This window comes from Leuconostoc citreum (assembly GCF_007954785.1).
Lineage (GTDB): Bacteria > Bacillota > Bacilli > Lactobacillales > Lactobacillaceae > Leuconostoc > Leuconostoc citreum.
The window spans coordinates 964706-982824 of sequence record NZ_CP042410.1 but is presented as its reverse complement, the minus strand read 5'-3'; the positions used below and the strand labels follow the sequence as shown (position 1 = coordinate 982824).

The window sequence follows — 18119 nt, the reverse complement described above, 5'->3', positions numbered from 1 at the left end:
ACGATTTTTTTGGAGGAATAGTATGAGTGAATTATTAACTACGACTGAGACTGACTTGAAACATGTGAATCATTTACGTGTTTTAGCAAATCAAATGATTACCGAAGCTGGATCTGGTCATCCTGGTATTGTATTAGGTGCTGCACCCATATTATATGAATTATATGCTAATCAAATGCGTATTAATCCGCAAGATCCGGGAATGCTCAACCGTGACCGCTTTGTTTTGTCTGCTGGTCATGGCGCGGCTTTATTATACGCTACGCTATATGCTGCTGGTTTTGATATTAAGCCATCTGATTTATCACAATTTCGTACCCTGCATTCGAAAACACCCGGTCATCCAGAAAAAGGGGTAACACCTGGCGTTGAAGCGACGACAGGGCCGTTGGGGCAGGGGTTAGGCATGGCTGTTGGTATGGCCATGGCAGAGGCACGACAGCATGCATTATTTCCTAGCGTTATTAATCATTTAACATTCGCATTAGTTGGTGATGGTGATTTAATGGAGGGGGTTAGTCATGAAGTAGCTAGTCTCGCAGGTCAACAACAATTATCTAAACTGATTGTGTTATACGATGATAATGACGTCACGTTAGATGGTTCGAAATCACGTTCGGATACATCAAATCAACTACAACGTTTTGAAAGCTACGGCTGGGATATACGCCATGTTGCTGATGGTAATGATATTAGCATGATTCACGATGCGATTGAAAATGCCAAGTTATCACCCGAACCAACGTTGATTGCTGTTAAGAATATTATTGGCATTCATGGACCATTTGAAAATAGTCACAGAGCGCATGGCACGCCTTTGACAGCCAAACAGTTAGAGGATTTATCAGCTGTACTTGATGTGCAAATGACACGATTTACATTAGATGAAAATATCTTGTCTTCAATACGTACACGTATTAAACACCGTTTGTCTACGATGCCTGTCCCAAGGAAAGCTGAGTTGATAGCTTATAAGCAGCAGATGGCCGAGATCCCGTTAGAATTACCAAATCTATCAGAACATATCAAGTCACGCCCTGGACGACAAATAGCGGGTCACGTTTTACAACAGTTTGCAAAACAAATGCCCCAGATATGGGGTGGATCGGCTGATTTAGTTGCTTCCACGCAAGCCGAGATAGTTGGTTCTGGTTTATTTTCACCTGATAATCGCACGGAACGTAACATTGCTTTTGGTGTCCGAGAATTTGGTATGGGCAGTATTATGAATGGTATTGCACTACACGGTGACACAAAAATATTTGGAGCAACATTCTTAGCTTTTTCGGATTATATGAAAGCAGCTATTCGTTTAAGTGCTTTACAGAAGTTACCAGTGATTTACGTTTTTACGCATGATAGTCTTACCGTAGGTGAGGATGGCCCGACACACCAACCAATAGAACAGTTAATGGGGTTGCGATTAATACCAGGCGTTGATGTCTTGCGGCCTGGTACAGCAGAAGAAATTGCTTCCGCCTGGCAATTTGCTCTATCATCGAAAAAGCGACCAACAGTATTGATTCTGAGTCGCGGTGTGATTGGCACACAAGGCGATAAATTATCGGGACAATTAGCCATTCAACATGGAGCGACACAAATAGTGGCACATGAAAGTCCTGTGGTCAATATCATCGCTTCTGGGTCTGAAGTACAATTAGCTTTGGCAGTTAGTCAACAACTACAGCAAACTAATCGTGTCATTTCTATGCCTAATATGACTCGCTTTTTAGCTCAAAGTTCAGATAGTAAAGCAGAAATCATACCCAAAGATGGTGCGAAAAATGTGATAATAGAGGCAGGCACAACGCTGGGATGGCAAGCCGTAGCAGGTGATAATGGTCTAGTCATCGGTATTGATGAGTTTGGCTTAAGTGCCAAGCCACAGACACTATTAGATACTTTCGGCATGACCACCAGTTGTATTGTTGCTAAAATTAATCAACATTTGGAGAAATAACGCATGACTTTATATGGCTTAATTGCTCACCCAGCAGCACACTCGTTATCACCTATCATGCAGAATGAGATGATGATAGCACGACAAATTAACGGTCATTATCATAGTTTTGATATTATACCCAGCGATTTAGAATCAGCAGTTTTGGGTTTGCGTGCCTTGCATGTGGGTGGCTTTAACGTATCGACGCCATTTAAATCAGCTATTGTACCATTTTTAGATGAATTGACGCCTTTAGCGCAACGATTACAGGCTGTTAACACAGTTAAAAACATTAATGGCCGTTTGGTAGGTACATCAACAGACGGTGATGGTTTTTGGCAAAGTATTAATCCGCATCAACCACATGAACATGTTGTCATACTTGGTAACGGTGGGGCTGCTAAATCGGTTATTGCTACAGCACATCATTATGGTGTACGTCATTTAGCAGTTTTTAATCGTTCACACACTGATTGGTCGCAACGAGAGACACAAGTTGCTTACCTAAGCCAAGGTATTGGTCAGTTATCAGATTTAGCTGACAATCAGGCGTTGACTGACGCGTTAGTCAATGCCGACATGCTAATCAATGCCACAACCGTTGGGATGAATGATGCCAGAACACTACTTACAGACTATCAAATTAGTCTATTACCACAACATGCATTGGTTGTGGATATGATTTATCGCAATCAGCAAACTGGTCTGCTTAAGACCGCACAAAAACAACAACTTTTAATACAAAATGGCCTGTCGATGTTAATTAACCAAGGCGCACTAAGCTTCGAATTTTGGTTTAATCAACCGGCAGACCGTCAATTAATGGCAAATGCAGTAAGAGGAAAAGATAATGATATTAGTAACTAAAGACAATGATACAGCTCATAGAATCGCACAGAAACTTGACACAAATAATCCCATCAAACCTGTTTTTGTACATCATAATCGGGTGGCGTTGGCTGGTGTTAAGATTTTACCTGAAGCAACGTTAGACGATTTAAAAAATGATATTTTAGAAGTGATTACCAATCACCATACAGCTATCGCATCATCACGAGATTTTCATCCAGAAGACACCATCATTAAAACGAAGCACAGTATGATTGGTGGTAAACATTTTGTATTCATGGCAGGACCAGATGCCATTGAAAGTGCAGCACACGTGCTTGAGATGGGAAGAGCTGTGAAAGCAGCCGGTGCAACTGTTTTACGTGGTGGTGCTTTTAAGCCAAGAACGTCGCCTTATTCATTCCAGGGGAATGGTGAAGCGGGCTTAAAGGCTCATCGTGCGGCAGCTGATGCTTTAGGAATGGATATGGTAACAGAAATACTAGATACCAAAGATGTCGATTTAGTTGCCGAATACACAGATATTTTTCAAGTTGGCACACGTAATATGCAAAACTTTGCTTTACTAAAAGCACTTGGACAAAAACGCAAACCAGTGGTCTTAAAACGAGGCATGTCAGCAACAATAGACGACCTATTAAATGCTGCTGAATACATTGTAGCTGGTGGTAATAATCAAATTATTTTAATGGAGCGCGGTATTCGTACTTATGACAACAAGTACACTAGAAATACTATCGACGTGTCAGCCATACCAGTGCTGCAAAGTTTAACTCATTTTCCAGTTATTGCTGATGCATCACATGCTGCTGGCGTTGCAAAGTTTGTCACACCACTAGCATTGGCCGCTGTGGCTGCTGGTGCGCAAGGACTCATGACAGAAATACACGATGATCCAGTGCATGCATTCGTTGATGGCGCACAGGCGTTAACACCTGATCAATTTGCCAAACTGAGTCAGAAAGTTAATGGCATTCGTGCGGTGATAGAAGAATAAAAGACAAAAAACGAAGGGAATTTTGACGCATGACAGTCATCACAGTGTCCTTAGAAAAAAAACAGTATCAAGTGAAAATAGACCGCCGTCTACATCAAGAAATTGGGCAAGCAGTTAGCCTTGTCTGGACACCAAGACGAATAGCGTTACTGACAGATAGTCATGTTGGGCCACTTTATTTAACAGCGGTGCAACAACAACTTGAGATGTCTGGATTTGAGGTTTTACCATTACAAGTACCAGCTGGGGAAAGTTCTAAATCCTTGAAGACAGTAGGTGAATTGATTGGCAAGATGGCCGAAAAAGGTTTTACGCGTGATGACGGTTTAATTGCCTTAGGTGGTGGTGTCATTGGTGACTTAGGTGGTGTTGTGGCATCGCTTTACATGCGCGGTATTGCTTTGATACAAATTGCGACATCACTTACTGCACAGGTCGATTCATCTGTCGGCGGCAAAACGGCTATTAATTTGTCGCACACGAAAAATATTGCAGGTACTTTTTATCAACCTGATTTAGTCCTTGTCGATCCGACCTACCTTGATACACTAGCAGATCGCGATTTGGTTGAAGGTTATGCAGAAGTTGTCAAGACATCGGTGTTAGCCGGTGGTAGTTTCTTTGATTTAACAGGCCGTATTTATGGTGTGACTGACATACGTGACAATGCGGAAAAATTATCGACCCGTGCGGTTGCATATAAAGCACAAGTGGTAATGGCTGATGAAAAAGAAGCAGGACAAAGGCAATTTTTGAACTTTGGTCATACTATTGGTCATGCCATTGAATTATTGGCTCATGGTGAATTACGCCATGGTGAAGCTGTTGCTATTGGTATGATTGCTATGTCATCACGTATGACACGTGACGGTCTGACACCGGCTTCATTAACCGCGGCTTTGCGTGCCAGACTTGAAACAGTTGATTTACCAACAACATCTGATTTGATTGGCACGCCAGCTTTTTTCAAACACATGGTTAACGATAAAAAAAATCGCGGTGGGCGATTAAATTTAGTTGTACTTAAAGATATAGGTCAGCCGATGATTGTGCAAAAAGCGATTGTCGACATGCCAGATTTTATTAATGAAAATGAAGGGAATAACAGATAGCAATATTTATTTGTTAGATAAAACATCATGAGATATACAACTGCTGGTGAAAGCCACGGACCAGAAGAAATTGCGGTTATTGAAGGTATTCCTGCCGGATTACACATCACACAGGAAGATGTTAATGCGCAATTGGCTAGACGACAAAAAGGATATGGCCGAGGAGAACGACAAAAAATCGAAACGGATACAGTCACTTTTCTGACTGGCATACGTCATCAAAAGACTTTAGGTTCGCCAATTACCCTAAATGTACATAATGATGACCACAATAATTGGTCAAAGATTATGGCACCAAACGAGCCACAAACACCAGAGAATAGTCTTCGTAAGGTCTTACGGCCCCGTCCAGGTCACGCTGATTTAGTTGGTGGGATTAAATATCGTCACCATGATGATTTGCGTAATGTTTTAGAAAGATCATCTGCACGTGAAACAACAATGCGAGTAGCAGTTGGTGCTGTGGCTAAAAAATTATTAGCCGAAATTGGTGTTGATGTACATGGCTTCGTTGTTAATGTTGGCCCAGCTAAATCGGATTTATCAACGTTAACACAATATCAAGATTTAGAAGCATTACGTCAGGTGACTGAGAGTTTTGAGACGCGTGCATTAGATGCTGCTGCTGATAAAGCGATTCGAGATGTAATTGATAGCACTAAACGTGATGCCAATACCGTGGGCGGTCAGGTTCAAGTAATGGCAACAGGGGTGCCTGTAGGCTTAGGTTCCTATATTTCAGCTGACGATAAATTAGACGCTAAAATTGCACGGGCTATTGTTGGCATTAATGCTTTTAAAGGGGTGCAATTTGGTGGTGGTTTTGATAATGCAGAAAAGTATGGCGACCAAGTCATGGATGAAATTTTTTGGCGACCTGAGAAGGGATTTTATCGTGGCTCTGATAATTTAGGTGGGTTTGAAGGGGGGATGACCACAGGTGAAGCCATCGTTGTACGAGGTGTTGTTAAGCCCATTCCGACACTCTACCGTCCAATGCAATCTGTTGATATTGATACACATCAAGATCATCGGGCATCAATTGAACGTTCTGATACAACGGCTGTGACTGCTGCGGCTGTTATTGCTGAAGCGATGGTAGCTATTGAGTTGGCCAAAGCGGTTTTAGATAAATTTGATGCCGATAACATCGATCGTATGAAAGAGCAAGTTGCTGCCTACCGTCAAGAGGTCAAAGCATTTTAATAGACAATAATGATATCATTTCAGGAGGAATAGCATGATTAGACTCACGCCTGCCTCAGCACATGGGTTACATGGACATGTCACTGTGCCTGGTGACAAATCAATATCACATCGTGCGTTAATGTTTGGCGCTATTGCCAAAGGGCAAACGGTAATTACTAATTTTTTAGCTTCAGATGATGTGTTACACACGATGACAGTTTTTCGTAATTTAGGTGTGGCTATTCAACAAAATGAAAATAGTGTGCGTATTCAAGGGCAAGGATTTGACGGTTTAACACCACCTAAAAAGCCACTTGACATGGGTAACTCTGGTACATCCACACGGCTGCTCATGGGGTTACTGAGCAAACAAAATTTTGATATGTCAATCATTGGCGATGAATCATTAAGCCAGCGACCAATGACACGTGTGATGAAACCCTTAACAGAGATGGGCGCCAAAATTGATTTAACTGCCAACGGGACTTTACCAGGTGTCATTCAGGCTAATGCAACACTGCGTGGCATCACTTACGATATGCCAGTAGCCTCAGCACAAGTTAAAAGTGCTATTTTATTAGCGGGTATTCAGGCTGAAGGTGAAACGCGTGTGATTGAAAAAATAGCATCACGAGATCATACTGAGCGTATGTTGCGACAATTTGGTGGTCAACTTGAATCTAAAAACGGTGTTATCACGCTAAAAAAACAGCAACAACTTCAAGGGCAACATGTTGACGTACCGGCAGATATCTCCAGTGCAGCCTTTTTCTTAGTGGCTGCCTTAATTACACCAAACTCTGAATTAACCATTAATCGTGTTGGTATTAACCCAACGCGTGATGGTATCTTAAAAATATTAACGCGCATGGGCGCTAGTATTGAAGTGACGCCGATAGACACGCAAGGTGAACCCTTAGCTGATTTGACAGTTAGAACACAAACTTTGCATGGTATTGATATTACGGCTGCTGATATACCCAGTGCAGTAGATGAACTACCAATTATTGCTCTAGCAGCGACACAAGCCGATGGCGATACGATAATTTCTGGCGCAGAAGAGTTACGTGTCAAAGAGACAGATCGTATTGCGACTGTTATCTCAGAGTTAAGTAAGCTTGGAGCCAATATTGAAGAAAAACCCGACGGTATGATTATTCATGGTGGTCAGTCATTGACTGCAGATAATGATGCTGTGCTGCTCGATTCCTGTGGGGATCATCGTATTGCAATGATGAATGCCATCGCTGCACTGATTACAACAGGCGATGTGATATTGACTGGCGAAGATGCGATGAGTGTATCTTATCCTGGCTTTTTAGAAGATTTATCTGAGGTTATGCTATGATTATTGTGATTCAAGGTCTCGGGGAGATGGGGGCGTCATTAGCAAGTGCTTTAAGTCAGCGTGTTGAGAATCACGTGATAGGGATTGATAATCAGCTGTTATCACGCCAATATGCGATGGCAAACAACATTGTAGATGAGACGGCTACTAGTTTAGCTGATGTCGTCAGTCGCGCCGAAGTTATTATTTTAGCCACACCGATTGCTGTCATTAAGCAAACACTAAAACAATTAGCAGTGTTACCACTTAAACCCAATGTTATTATTACAGATACGGGGTCGACTAAGTCAGAAATTATGTCACTGGCTGAAGCGTTTGTCCCTAAAACAGCGACTTTCATTGGTGGCCATGCAATGGCTGGGACACAGAATAGCGGTGTTAGCGCCGCAAATAGTGATTTATATCGTGAAGTACCATATTTTCTAGTGACAAAACATGCGCCAAAAGAGACGGTTATCAAATTACAGAGTATTCTGGCACCGATAGCGGCACGCTTCATTGAAATAGATGCGCAGCAACATGATGAATTGGTGTCATGGATTAGTGATGTGCCACATATTGTCTCATTTGCCTTAATGAATGCAATTATGCAACATTTCCATTCAGTTTCTGATTTTGGTCCCTATGTGGCCGGTGGTTTCAAAGACACAACACGTATTGCAGCAAGTAATCCAGAAGTTTGGCGTGATATATTACTCAGTAATAAAGCTGCTATTTTATCGAGTAATCAGGACTTGATTGATGAATTGCATCGCTTTAATCAAGTTTTACGTCAAAATGACAGTCTTGGTTTAGAAAAGCTCATCACACAAGCGCAACACGCACGACAACAATTATGAGGTAATAATGATGATTAAAGAACCAGAAACACTCATTTTAGTTGGCTTTATGGGAGCAGGAAAAACAACCGTTGGCCAAGAAATTGCCCGTCAACACCACTCACAGTTTGTAGATATTGATTCTGAAATTGAACGTATAGCTAAACAGTCTATTCCTGAACTCTTTCGGTCACGGGGTGAAGCAGGTTTCCGCCAGATTGAATCAGAGGTATTAGCTAGTTTACAAACATTTAAAGGTATCGTAGCAACAGGTGGCGGTGTGGTTGAACGCATGGAAAATTTAGAGATACTGAAGCAATCTGCTGCAACAGTTATTTACTTGCACGGTAATTTAGAGAGTACCATTAATCGACTATTAATAGAAGGCCAGCGGCCGTTATTACAAGAAAAATCAACAGCTGACTTTTTTAATTTATGGCAGTTACGTGATCCTAAATACAAAATGATTGCTAATTTTACAGTTGAAACTGTTGGCAAAACACCGGAAAGAATTGCCGCAGAGATTATTGCGCTATTTAGTACTAATGAAGATGAGTTGGCATTACTGCAATTACGTTCAGAAATAGATGCGTTCGATCGTCAAATTTTTCAGATTATTGAACGGCGGATGCAAGTGGTCACAGCTGTCGCTCACTATAAAGCGCAATTTGGTATGGCAACCATACAGCAGGAAAGAATGCGTAACATGCGTACGTTACTAAAATATGATTTTGAACAATCTGAAGATATTACAGATGAAATGATTGATCAGATAATGACAATTTTGACGTCATCAGCTATTGCAAAGGAAAATAAGCAGTTGAAACGATGAAATTACACACATTAGGCCCTACAGGAACGGATTCACAACGTGCTGCAATGCATTTCATAACGACGCAAAAAATAGTACTGCATGACAGTTTTGAAGAAATTTTTTTACATTTAGACGATTATGTCGGTGATCAATTAATTGTGCCTGTGGCATTTAAATCTAATCGTTTACCCGAACTCAATTGGGCTGATATTAATTATTCAGAATGGCAACGCCTTGCTATAGTGACAACTTTTGCTTTACCATTACTGACACTTAGTTTGGTTGAAAATACAAAGTTTAAGCGAAATGTGGCAATTATCCACGCTGCCACAGAAGGGTTGCTTTTGCGCTACTTACGTGAGCAAGGTTTAGATAATGCTTGGGGGCCTTCTGTCGTTTTTTCACCAAGTAAGCCAGTTGCCTTGGCGGGCTTTATAAATGATCAGAATCGGTTTACAATAGTATCGGAAGAACAGTTTCTAAAATTACCAGAAAGTGAAGACCCTAAGTACCAAGTACGCCAAAGTTTGCAGCCGCAGATGGTATGGGTCGTTTATCAAATTAAATGACGTTAAGAGAATTATTGAAGTTACCAGCTAGCTTAGATGATAAGCCAATTATTGCCGTGCCATTGACATTGGGACCAACTGATAAGTTAACGCCCTTTGCTCGGGCGCTACAAGAAAAAAATCCAGATATTGTTGAATGGCGCGCTGACTATATTGCTGATGAATTTAGTCAAGTCATGGTGTGGCAGCAAGTCAAAGCGGGCGCACAAGCAGAGTTATCACAGAAAAATGTATCGGCAATGACAGAAGCTAAAAAGCTGGCTGAGATGGACCGTGCTCAGGAAGAGTTTAATGCAAACTGGCCAATCATGAACAGTCAAATTATTAAAGAATTGGCTGGGTCCGTCTTTAACACCATTGGTAGTTTTCCAATTATATTGACTTATCGCACAAAGGCGCAAGGTGGACAAGGCGAACTTTCACCGATTGAATACACTACTTTCATGGTTTCAGCATTGCACTCAGGTTACCATTTTGCTGCTGTTGATGTTGAGTATACACTTGCAAGTGAGTTGCGAGATAAAATTATTGCTGCTGCCCATGAAACAAACACACCCGTTATCTTGTCGTATCACGATTTCAATGAAACACGGGCAGTTGATCAGTTGATAACCGATATGAGTCGTACAGGCGCTGATATTATCAAGTTAGCTGTCATGCCAAAAACGTTAGCAGATGTGCAACTATTACTTGATGCAACGCAGGATGCATCAGTCCAACAACCATTAATTACGATAAGCATGGGACTGATTGGCCAGCAGTCACGTGTAGTTGGTTATCGCTATGGCTCAGAAATGACATTTGCCACATTAGATAATCAACAAACAAGCGCACCCGGTCAATTAACAATAGATGAATTATTACAAGCTTGGCAAAAATAAAAAAGACGCGCAAATTCGCACGTCTTTTTTATTTTTCAGCTAACGTTTCTTTTGAGGCAGCTGAACCAGAAATAGCAGGTATCGCAACAAGTGCAATTTCGCCAACAACAATGGCGATAATGGCAACGGTTGTAAATGAATAAGTGCCTGCTGTTAATTGGGAAACGATGTAGCCTAAAATTTCGCCGAAAATAGCTGACCAGACAGCAACTGTAATAAATTTCATGTGTTCCACCTCTTTACAAAACTATCATACGCCTTTTTGTGAAAAGCGCAACCTTTTTAAGAGGTTTTCGTGTATAATTAAAGGGAACAAAGTTTCGTATTAGAATACGGCAAGTAACGGAGGCCTAATGTACGCACCTTTACAAATTTTAAGCGCATATAGCTTATTGAAAAATCCTAATACAATAACGCAAATTATTAGAACTGCGAAAGACCGCCATTATGAGGCTATTGCTTTAACGGACATTAATGTCATGTATGGGGCGGTTGAGTTTTATCAAAAAGCAAAAGACATGGGGATTAAGCCACTCTTTGGTGTCACGCTTCAAGTGAATGGCTTAGTTAATACATCAACGACATTTCCACTGGTACTGATTGCAGAAAACCAAACTGGCTATCAAAATCTGATGTGGTTATCATCCGCCAAAATGACAGCTCAGGACACGACGATGACTTTTGACCTGTTGGTGGAGCATTTGCAAGGTATTCATGTCATTTTACCGCATGATAGTGAGTTATCACAATTAATTGCCTCTGAGTATCAAGAGGTTGATAATTATTGGCATCAGCTATCGAATAAGATTGATGATCAACATTTATATATTGGCATTCATCCGCAACTTGCGCCACAAATACGGGCGCGACTGGCACAGTTTAGTCAAATACATCAAGCGTCATTGGTAGCTTTAGACGATGTTGATTATTTAAACGCTGACGATGCCTTCACAACACAAGTTTTGAAAGCAATTGATGCTAATGTTAAGTTAGATGGTATCAAGGCTTTAGCACAACAATCGGGCTCACATGTTTTAGTAGACTTTGAGCAATTAAGACAAAGCTATCAAGATGATGAGGCGCTTAAGCTAGCTTTTAAAAACAATGAACAGCTTGTTGCACGTAGCCATGTGTCATTAACATTTAAGCAAACAACAGCTTTACCATCATTTCAACTCCCACCTGAAACAGCCAATGCGGCTGAATATCTCAAAAATCTAGCTATGACAGGCTTGAATGCTAAAATGCATATTACAAGCCAGCAACACGCCCAGTATTTAGAGCGTTTACACAACGAATTAGCAATTATTAATAAACTAGGTTTTAATGATTACTTTTTGATTGTGTGGGATATTGTTAATTTTGCCAAACAAAATCACATTCAATTGGGTGCTGGCAGAGGTTCTGCTGCTGGGTCACTTGTAGCGTTTTCATTAGGAATTACCGATATTGATCCTGTTAAATTTGGTCTTTTGTTTGAGCGCTTTTTGAATGCAGAGCGTGTGCAAATGCCGGATATTGACATTGATTGGCCAGATAATCGGCGAGAAGATGTTCTAGCATATCTTCATCAAAAATACGGCCAGCGTAATTTTGCGCAAATTATTACTTTTGGTACACTGGCTGCTAAACAGGCTTTGCGTGATACCGCACGTGTTTTTGGCGTATCACAAACGATGATGAGTCGTATTAGTAATGCCGTACCACAGGGTAAGCAAGGAAGAAGGGTAACAATTGGGGACGCTTTAAAAGACTCTGATGCGTTATCTCGTGTTTTAGATGATATTGATAATGGTGATTTATTGCTGAAAACGGCACAAAAGATAGAAGGTTTACCACGAAATTATTCAACACATGCTGCAGGTGTGGTTTTGAGTGATTCGCCACTTGTGAATACATTGCCCGTACAATCAGGCTCGGAATCGCGATTGTTAACACAATTTGAGAAAAATCCAGTTGAGGCATTAGGACTATTAAAAATTGATATTTTGGGCTTGTCAAACTTAACGATTTTGGCACAGACCTTGTATTATGCAAAACAATATTTACCTGATCGCTTTGATATTGGCCACGTGCCTTTAGATGATAAAGCAACGTTGGCATTATATGCCAAGGGTGATACTAATGGTGTCTTTCAATTTGAATCATCAGGTATTAAGCATGTTTTGAAGCAACTACAACCTGCTACATTTGAACATATTGTTGCCGTAAATGCGCTTTATCGTCCAGGACCAAGTCGTAATATTGAATCTTTTATTAAGCGTCGTCACGGTCAAGAAACTGTTACCGTCTTAGACCCGAGCTTAAAAACTATTTTAGCCCCTACTTTTGGTATTATTGTTTATCAGGAACAGGTTATGTTGGTAGCAGAAAAATATGCCGGATTCACTTTAGGTGAAGCCGATGTCTTGCGTAGTGCTATGTCTAAGAAAAAATTAGCACAAATGGCCGATATGCACGGTAAATTTATTTCCGGGGCGGTTAGTCAAGGCCATGACCAATCACAAGCGGAGCAGATTTTTGCATATATTGATGAATTTGCCAATTATGGTTTTAATCGGTCTCATGCTGTAGCGTATAGCAAATTGTCATTTCAATTGGCGTATATGAAAGTACATTATCCCATTGCTTTTTTTACAGCATTACTTAACGCTAATCTAGGGTCACCTGACAAAATTCGACTTTACGTCACAGAAGCAAAAGCACGTGGCATTGTTGTGAAGGCCCCTAATGTCAACCAATCAGACCGTTTTTGGACTATCAATAAAGATTTTCTACAAATGGGTTTGCACAGCATCAAGGGTGTACGTACAGATTTTGTAGCAGCACTCATTGACGAAAGAAAAAATAATGGTCCGTTTGAGTCGATACAGTCACTCGTTCGCCGTCTCCCAGAAAAATTTCGCAAGCGGGATATTTTAACGCAAATGGTCTATGCTGGTGCACTTGACAGTTTTGGTTATAATCGTGTTGAGTTAGTCACTGCATTAGATGATTTAATTGAGGCTGCCAGTTTCGGTGAGTTAATTTTGAGTGAGACTAAAATCAAGAAAATGGCCGACATAACGCTCACTGAAAAATTAGTGCATGAAAAAGAGACTATCGGCGTTAATTTATCAGGTCATCCATTAGACACTTTTGCCAGTATTATAAAACAAAATGATTTTCAACAAATTGCAGATGTGTCGCTGGCTAAAGAACCAGTGAAAATGATTGTCATGATTGATAGTGTTAGACAAACACGTACAAAAAAAGGTGAAACAATGGCCTTTGTCACTGTCTCAGATACTACTGGAGCAATTAGTCTGACTATTTTTCATCAACTATTTGTCAAAATTAGTGACATGTTGAAGACAGGCAACATGATTCAAATAACTGGTCAATCTGATAGTTATAACGGCAAAATGTCAGTTATTGCACGTCAGATAACGGCACCACCGCAAATACCGACTGCTGAAAGTGGTACCTGGTTTTTGCGGTTTGATGAAGAACACGATAACGAGGCTAACCGACACGCTGTGATAGAGATTTTTAAAAAACATCATGGTGATAATCCTATCATCATTCACTGGCAAAAAAGTGATCAAAATCAGCAAATTGACGCGAAGTTTTGGATGAATAGTGAAACCGCTATCATTCGTGAACTAGCGCCATTACTAGGCTACGACAATATTGTATTCAGAAGAAGTCGTTAAGATTATGGCTTGTATAAATAAATAATAATGTATAAAATAGAGTTTGGGTAGAGTTGCACAAGCAACAACCAAGATAACTAAGGAGCTATTTAACCATGAAAAAGACGAAAATCGTCTCAACACTTGGTCCGTCATCATCTGATGTCGAAACAATCGTTAAGTTGATCGAGGCGGGCGCAAACGTATTCCGTTTCAACTTCTCACACGGAGATCACGAGGAACATTTGGGTCGCATGAACGCAGTTCATGAGGCAGAAAAGATTACTGGTAAGACAGTAGGTATTTTGTTGGACACAAAGGGTGCTGAAATCCGTACAACAAAGCAAGTCGACGGTAAGATTGAATTCCATACAGGTGACACACTTCGTATCTCAATGGATGATAACATTGAGGGTACTAAAGAAAAGATTGCTGTGACTTACGCCGGATTGTTTGATGACGTTAATGTCAATGGACAAGTTTTGTTTGACGATGGTTTGCTTGGTACGACTGTTCTTGAAAAAGATGATGCCAACCGTGAACTTGTTGTTCGCATTGACAACGATGGTATCTTGGGATCACGTAAGGGTGTTAACGCACCAGGTGTATCAATTAACTTACCAGGTATTACAGAAAAAGATGCTGATGATATTCGTTTTGGTTTAGACCACGAAATCAATTATATTGCAGCATCATTTGTTCGTAAGCCAGAAGACGTGTTAGAAATTCGTGAACTTTTGAAAGAAAAGAACATGGAACACGTTCAAATTATTCCTAAGATTGAATCACAAGAAGGTATCGACAACTTAGATGCTATTCTTGAAGTTTCAGACGCCTTGATGGTACCACGTGGTGACATGGGTGTTGAAATTCCTGCTGAAAATGTGCCTTTGGTTCAAAAGGACATGATTCGCAAGATGAACAAGATTGGTTTGCCAGTTATTACAGCAACACAGATGCTTGACTCAATGGAAGAGAACCCACGTCCAACACGTGCCGAAGCTTCCGATGTTGCCAATGCCGTCTTTGATGGTACAGATGCAACAATGTTGTCAGGTGAATCAGCTAATGGTGATTATCCAGTTGAATCTGTTGCCACAATGGCTGCTATTGATGAAAAGGCTGAAACATCATTACGTGAAAATGGTCGTCATGAAGAAATCGTCTTCGATGAATCTGATTCAACTGAAGCTGTTGCTTCAGCTGTCACACGTATTGCACGCAGTGTTAATGCCAAGGCAGTTGTTGTTTCAACAAACTCAGGTTACACTGCCCGCATGGTATCAAAACACCGTCCTGATGTGAATGTTTTGGCCGTAACGTACTCAGAACGCGTACAACGTGGCTTGACTTTGAATTATGGTGTGTTGCCAGTTGTTTATGATGCACCATCAACAATTGATGAAATGATTGCGTTAGCTAAGACAGCTGTTAAGGAACAAGGCTTGGCAGAAAGCGGTGATACAATCGTTATCGCTGCCGGTGTGCCAATGTCACAATCTGGTACAACTAACATGATTACTGTGCAAACAGTATAATGGTTTTAAAGACTACAGAAGTGTAGTCTTTTTTGTGTCATCGTTTTCTGAAATGACATGTCACAAAACCTATCATCTTTCATTTATATAATTGGTCTACCTGATAAAATTATATCAATGAGAAATGGAGGCATGTTCTTTTATGAATACAGGTGATTTGGCTTGGGTATTAATATCAGCGGCATTAGTTTGGTTAATGACACCGGGATTGGCACTGTTTTACGGCGGTCTTGGTGAAAAACGCAATCTATTACATACTATGTTTGTGCCAGTTTTAATTATTGGTATTGCTACTTTGGTTTGGTTTTTTGCAGGTTATTCGCTAGCGTTTGGCGGTAGTGGTGATGTGATTGGTAATTTAAATCATATTTTGATGTTCGACGTTTCCTTTAATCGATCAAGTAGAGGGTTAACAATACCTGATGGTGCTTTTGCATTATTTCAAGGCATGTTTCCAATTATCACAGCTGCTATTATCACTGGCTCAGTCATAGGACGTGTTCGAATTAAAGCAATGATTGTCTTTATGATTTTATGGTTAATTGTTATCTATTCTCCTTTGGCACACATGGTTTGGGGTGGTGGCTTCCTGGCTAAATTAGGAGCAATTGACTTCGCTGGTGGTACTGTTGTGCATATTTCTAGTGGTGTTACAGGTCTTGTCTTAGCGCTAATGATTGGTCATCGGCACCAATCCAAGCATATTCCAGTTCGGCCGTCTTACGTCTTGATTGGTGGTGCCTTACTATGGGTTGGGTGGTTTGGATTCAACTCAGGTTCTGCACTAGCTGCTAATGGAACAGCGGTATTGGCATTGGTCAACACTTGGCTAGCTTCGGCTGCTGCCGTCTTAACGTGGGCATTAGCTGAATACTACTTACACCAACGTGCGACGTTAACCGGCATTACAAGTGGTGGTGTGGCTGGTCTAGTCGCCATTACACCTGCTGCTGGCTTTGTTGCACCATGGGCTGCGGTAATTATGGGACTGATTGCTGGCTTTGTAGGATTCGCTGGCATAACATTTGTTAAAAATAGTTTTGGGTATGACGATACCCTTGATGCCTTTGGGATACATGGTATTGGTGGCGCTGTTGGTGCGTTACTAACAGGTGTTTTTGCAGATAAACAAATTGGTGGCGTGGCCGGCTTAATTAGTGGTGACGCTTCACTACTTTGGAAACAGTTAGTGGCTATTTTATTTACAGTCGTCTTTGCTGCAGTGGGTACTTTTATATTAGCTAAAATTACTGAAATTATTGCTGCACCATTGCGGTTAACTCCTGAAGAAGAGGCTAAGGGCTATGATGTGATTATGCATGATTTAACAGTGGAATAACGGGCATTAGCCCTTTTTTTGTGTTAAAATGAAAAGAAATAAGGTAAAGGGGATTTGCAATTTGTCAGCACAAATACAGCAAATTTTTACATTTGAAAACGCAGAACAACAGACAAAATTGATTGGGGTTAATGACAATTTCCTCCGTTTAATTGAAGAAGGACTATCAGTTCAATTACATGCGCGTGGCGATCAAATGACCATTTCTGGCGATGAATCGCAAGTGCAGTTGGCGCGGGCAGTGTTATCAGAATTAACTAACTTGATTAAACATCAAATCAATCTGTCGCCGACAGATGTCGTTAGTGCCGTAACAATGGCACAAAGAGGGACGCTGGAGTATTTTGGCGATTTATACTCGGAAACATTAATCAGAGATAACAAGGGACGAGCTGTTCGAGTTAAAAACTTTGGCCAACGTCAATATATACAAGCAATCAGAAAGAATGATATAACCTTTGGTATTGGTCCGGCAGGTACGGGAAAAACCTACCTAGCCGTTGTTATGGCAATTTCATCTCTAAAACGTGGTGAAGTTGAACGTATTATTATTACACGACCTGCTGTTGAAGCTGGTGAATCATTGGGATTTTTGCCTGGTGACCTTAAAGAAAAAGTTGACCCATATTTGCGTCCAATATATGATGCTATGAATGCGATTATTGGTGCTGAGCAAACACAGCGTTTGATGGATCGGGGTGTAATTGAAATTGCGCCACTGGCTTATATGCGTGGCCGTACTTTAGATGATGCATTTATCATTTTGGATGAAGCGCAAAATACAACAAATCAGCAAATGAAAATGTTCTTGACCCGATTGGGTTTTGGCTCTAAGATGATCGTTAACGGCGATGTGTCCCAAATTGATTTACCTCGTGGGGCCAAGTCTGGTTTGATTTCAGCACAAAAGATTTTGGCAGATGTGAATCGTATTGCATTTGTACGCTTTAGTAGTGCAGATGTTGTTCGTCATCCTGTTGTTGGTCTAATTGTTAATGCTTATGAGGCAGCAGAAGAGCGACTTGCATTGCTGAAAAAGGAGCATTAAAA

At 40.8% G+C, this 18119-nt stretch carries 15 protein-coding genes; 14 read left to right on the top strand and 1 reads right to left on the bottom strand.

Annotated features, from left to right (window positions below):
• Positions 1 to 22: 22 nt before the first annotated feature.
• Genes FGL72_RS04905 through FGL72_RS04860 form a run of 10 tightly spaced genes read left to right on the top strand, consistent with a single transcriptional unit; the run spans position 23 to position 10518 of the window.
• On the top strand, positions 23 to 1960 hold the full coding sequence (locus FGL72_RS04905; RefSeq protein WP_085698959.1) for a transketolase family protein: 1938 nt from the start codon (positions 23 to 25) through the stop codon (positions 1958 to 1960).
• Positions 1961 to 1963: 3 nt separating this feature from the next.
• The gene (locus FGL72_RS04900) at positions 1964 to 2809 is read left to right on the top strand and encodes a shikimate dehydrogenase family protein (protein WP_040176829.1); all 846 of its coding nucleotides are present in this window, start codon (positions 1964 to 1966) and stop codon (positions 2807 to 2809) included.
• The gene (aroF, locus tag FGL72_RS04895; protein ID WP_085698961.1) at positions 2793 to 3788 is read left to right on the top strand and encodes a 3-deoxy-7-phosphoheptulonate synthase; all 996 of its coding nucleotides are present in this window, start codon (positions 2793 to 2795) and stop codon (positions 3786 to 3788) included. Before FGL72_RS04900 ends, aroF begins: the two co-directional genes overlap by 17 nt.
• A gap of 29 nt (positions 3789 to 3817) precedes the next feature.
• Positions 3818 to 4900, top strand: a complete 1083-nt coding sequence (gene aroB / locus FGL72_RS04890; RefSeq protein ID WP_085698963.1) for a 3-dehydroquinate synthase — start codon at positions 3818 to 3820, stop codon at positions 4898 to 4900.
• A gap of 27 nt (positions 4901 to 4927) precedes the next feature.
• A complete protein-coding gene (aroC, locus tag FGL72_RS04885) occupies positions 4928 to 6106 on the top strand; it encodes a chorismate synthase (RefSeq protein ID WP_085698965.1) in 1179 nt (392 codons plus the stop codon).
• Positions 6107 to 6140: 34 nt separating this feature from the next.
• Complete coding sequence (aroA, locus tag FGL72_RS04880; RefSeq protein WP_085698967.1) at positions 6141 to 7436, top strand: 3-phosphoshikimate 1-carboxyvinyltransferase; 1296 nt, start codon at positions 6141 to 6143, stop codon at positions 7434 to 7436.
• Positions 7433 to 8275 (top strand): prephenate dehydrogenase, encoded by an 843-nt coding sequence (locus FGL72_RS04875; protein WP_085698969.1) that lies wholly within the window; start codon positions 7433 to 7435, stop codon positions 8273 to 8275. Before aroA ends, FGL72_RS04875 begins: the two co-directional genes overlap by 4 nt.
• Before the next feature lie 10 nt (positions 8276 to 8285).
• Positions 8286 to 9086, top strand: coding sequence for a shikimate kinase (locus tag FGL72_RS04870; protein ID WP_036058330.1), 801 nt, complete (start codon positions 8286 to 8288; stop codon positions 9084 to 9086).
• Positions 9083 to 9637, top strand: a complete 555-nt coding sequence (locus FGL72_RS04865) for a hypothetical protein (RefSeq protein ID WP_004904053.1) — start codon at positions 9083 to 9085, stop codon at positions 9635 to 9637. The genes FGL72_RS04870 and FGL72_RS04865 overlap by 4 nt, the downstream gene beginning before the upstream one ends.
• Entirely contained in the window at positions 9634 to 10518 is an 885-nt protein-coding gene (locus tag FGL72_RS04860; RefSeq protein WP_085698971.1) for a type I 3-dehydroquinate dehydratase, read from the top strand. Before FGL72_RS04865 ends, FGL72_RS04860 begins: the two co-directional genes overlap by 4 nt.
• Positions 10519 to 10546: 28 nt before the next feature.
• On the opposite strand, the gene FGL72_RS04855 is transcribed toward FGL72_RS04860, so the two are convergent.
• A complete protein-coding gene (locus tag FGL72_RS04855; protein WP_004899807.1) occupies positions 10547 to 10744 on the bottom strand; it encodes a YjzD family protein in 198 nt (65 codons plus the stop codon).
• Between the two features lie 127 nt (positions 10745 to 10871).
• Between FGL72_RS04855 and FGL72_RS04850 the strand changes: the two genes are divergently transcribed.
• The 4 genes from FGL72_RS04850 (at position 10872) to FGL72_RS04835 (ending at position 18117) form a co-directional block, all read left to right on the top strand.
• Entirely contained in the window at positions 10872 to 14213 is a 3342-nt protein-coding gene (locus FGL72_RS04850; protein WP_146992830.1) for a DNA polymerase III subunit alpha, read from the top strand.
• Positions 14214 to 14308: 95 nt separating this feature from the next.
• On the top strand, positions 14309 to 15730 hold the full coding sequence (pyk, locus tag FGL72_RS04845; protein ID WP_004899803.1) for a pyruvate kinase: 1422 nt from the start codon (positions 14309 to 14311) through the stop codon (positions 15728 to 15730).
• 142 nt (positions 15731 to 15872) lie between these two features.
• Complete coding sequence (locus FGL72_RS04840) at positions 15873 to 17069, top strand: ammonium transporter (protein WP_004907014.1); 1197 nt, start codon at positions 15873 to 15875, stop codon at positions 17067 to 17069.
• A 61-nt stretch (positions 17070 to 17130) separates the two neighbouring features.
• On the top strand, positions 17131 to 18117 hold the full coding sequence (locus tag FGL72_RS04835; protein WP_004899800.1) for a PhoH family protein: 987 nt from the start codon (positions 17131 to 17133) through the stop codon (positions 18115 to 18117).
• Positions 18118 to 18119: the final 2 nt, after the last annotated feature.

Excerpts from the sequence above, each read along its gene's own strand:
- FGL72_RS04905 (WP_085698959.1), top strand. The coding sequence starts at position 23 with ATGAGTGAATTATTAACTACGACTGAGACTGACTTGAAACATGTGAAT.
- FGL72_RS04900 (WP_040176829.1), top strand. The coding sequence starts at position 1,964 with ATGACTTTATATGGCTTAATTGCTCACCCAGCAGCACACTCGTTATCA.
- aroF (WP_085698961.1), top strand. The coding sequence starts at position 2,793 with ATGATATTAGTAACTAAAGACAATGATACAGCTCATAGAATCGCACAG.
- aroB (WP_085698963.1), top strand. The coding sequence starts at position 3,818 with ATGACAGTCATCACAGTGTCCTTAGAAAAAAAACAGTATCAAGTGAAA.
- aroC (WP_085698965.1), top strand. The coding sequence starts at position 4,928 with ATGAGATATACAACTGCTGGTGAAAGCCACGGACCAGAAGAAATTGCG.
- aroA (WP_085698967.1), top strand. The coding sequence starts at position 6,141 with ATGATTAGACTCACGCCTGCCTCAGCACATGGGTTACATGGACATGTC.
- FGL72_RS04875 (WP_085698969.1), top strand. The coding sequence starts at position 7,433 with ATGATTATTGTGATTCAAGGTCTCGGGGAGATGGGGGCGTCATTAGCA.
- FGL72_RS04870 (WP_036058330.1), top strand. The coding sequence starts at position 8,286 with ATGATTAAAGAACCAGAAACACTCATTTTAGTTGGCTTTATGGGAGCA.
- FGL72_RS04865 (WP_004904053.1), top strand. The coding sequence starts at position 9,083 with ATGAAATTACACACATTAGGCCCTACAGGAACGGATTCACAACGTGCT.
- FGL72_RS04860 (WP_085698971.1), top strand. The coding sequence starts at position 9,634 with ATGACGTTAAGAGAATTATTGAAGTTACCAGCTAGCTTAGATGATAAG.
- FGL72_RS04855 (WP_004899807.1), bottom strand. The coding sequence starts at position 10,744 with ATGAAATTTATTACAGTTGCTGTCTGGTCAGCTATTTTCGGCGAAATT.
- FGL72_RS04850 (WP_146992830.1), top strand. The coding sequence starts at position 10,872 with ATGTACGCACCTTTACAAATTTTAAGCGCATATAGCTTATTGAAAAAT.
- pyk (WP_004899803.1), top strand. The coding sequence starts at position 14,309 with ATGAAAAAGACGAAAATCGTCTCAACACTTGGTCCGTCATCATCTGAT.
- FGL72_RS04840 (WP_004907014.1), top strand. The coding sequence starts at position 15,873 with ATGAATACAGGTGATTTGGCTTGGGTATTAATATCAGCGGCATTAGTT.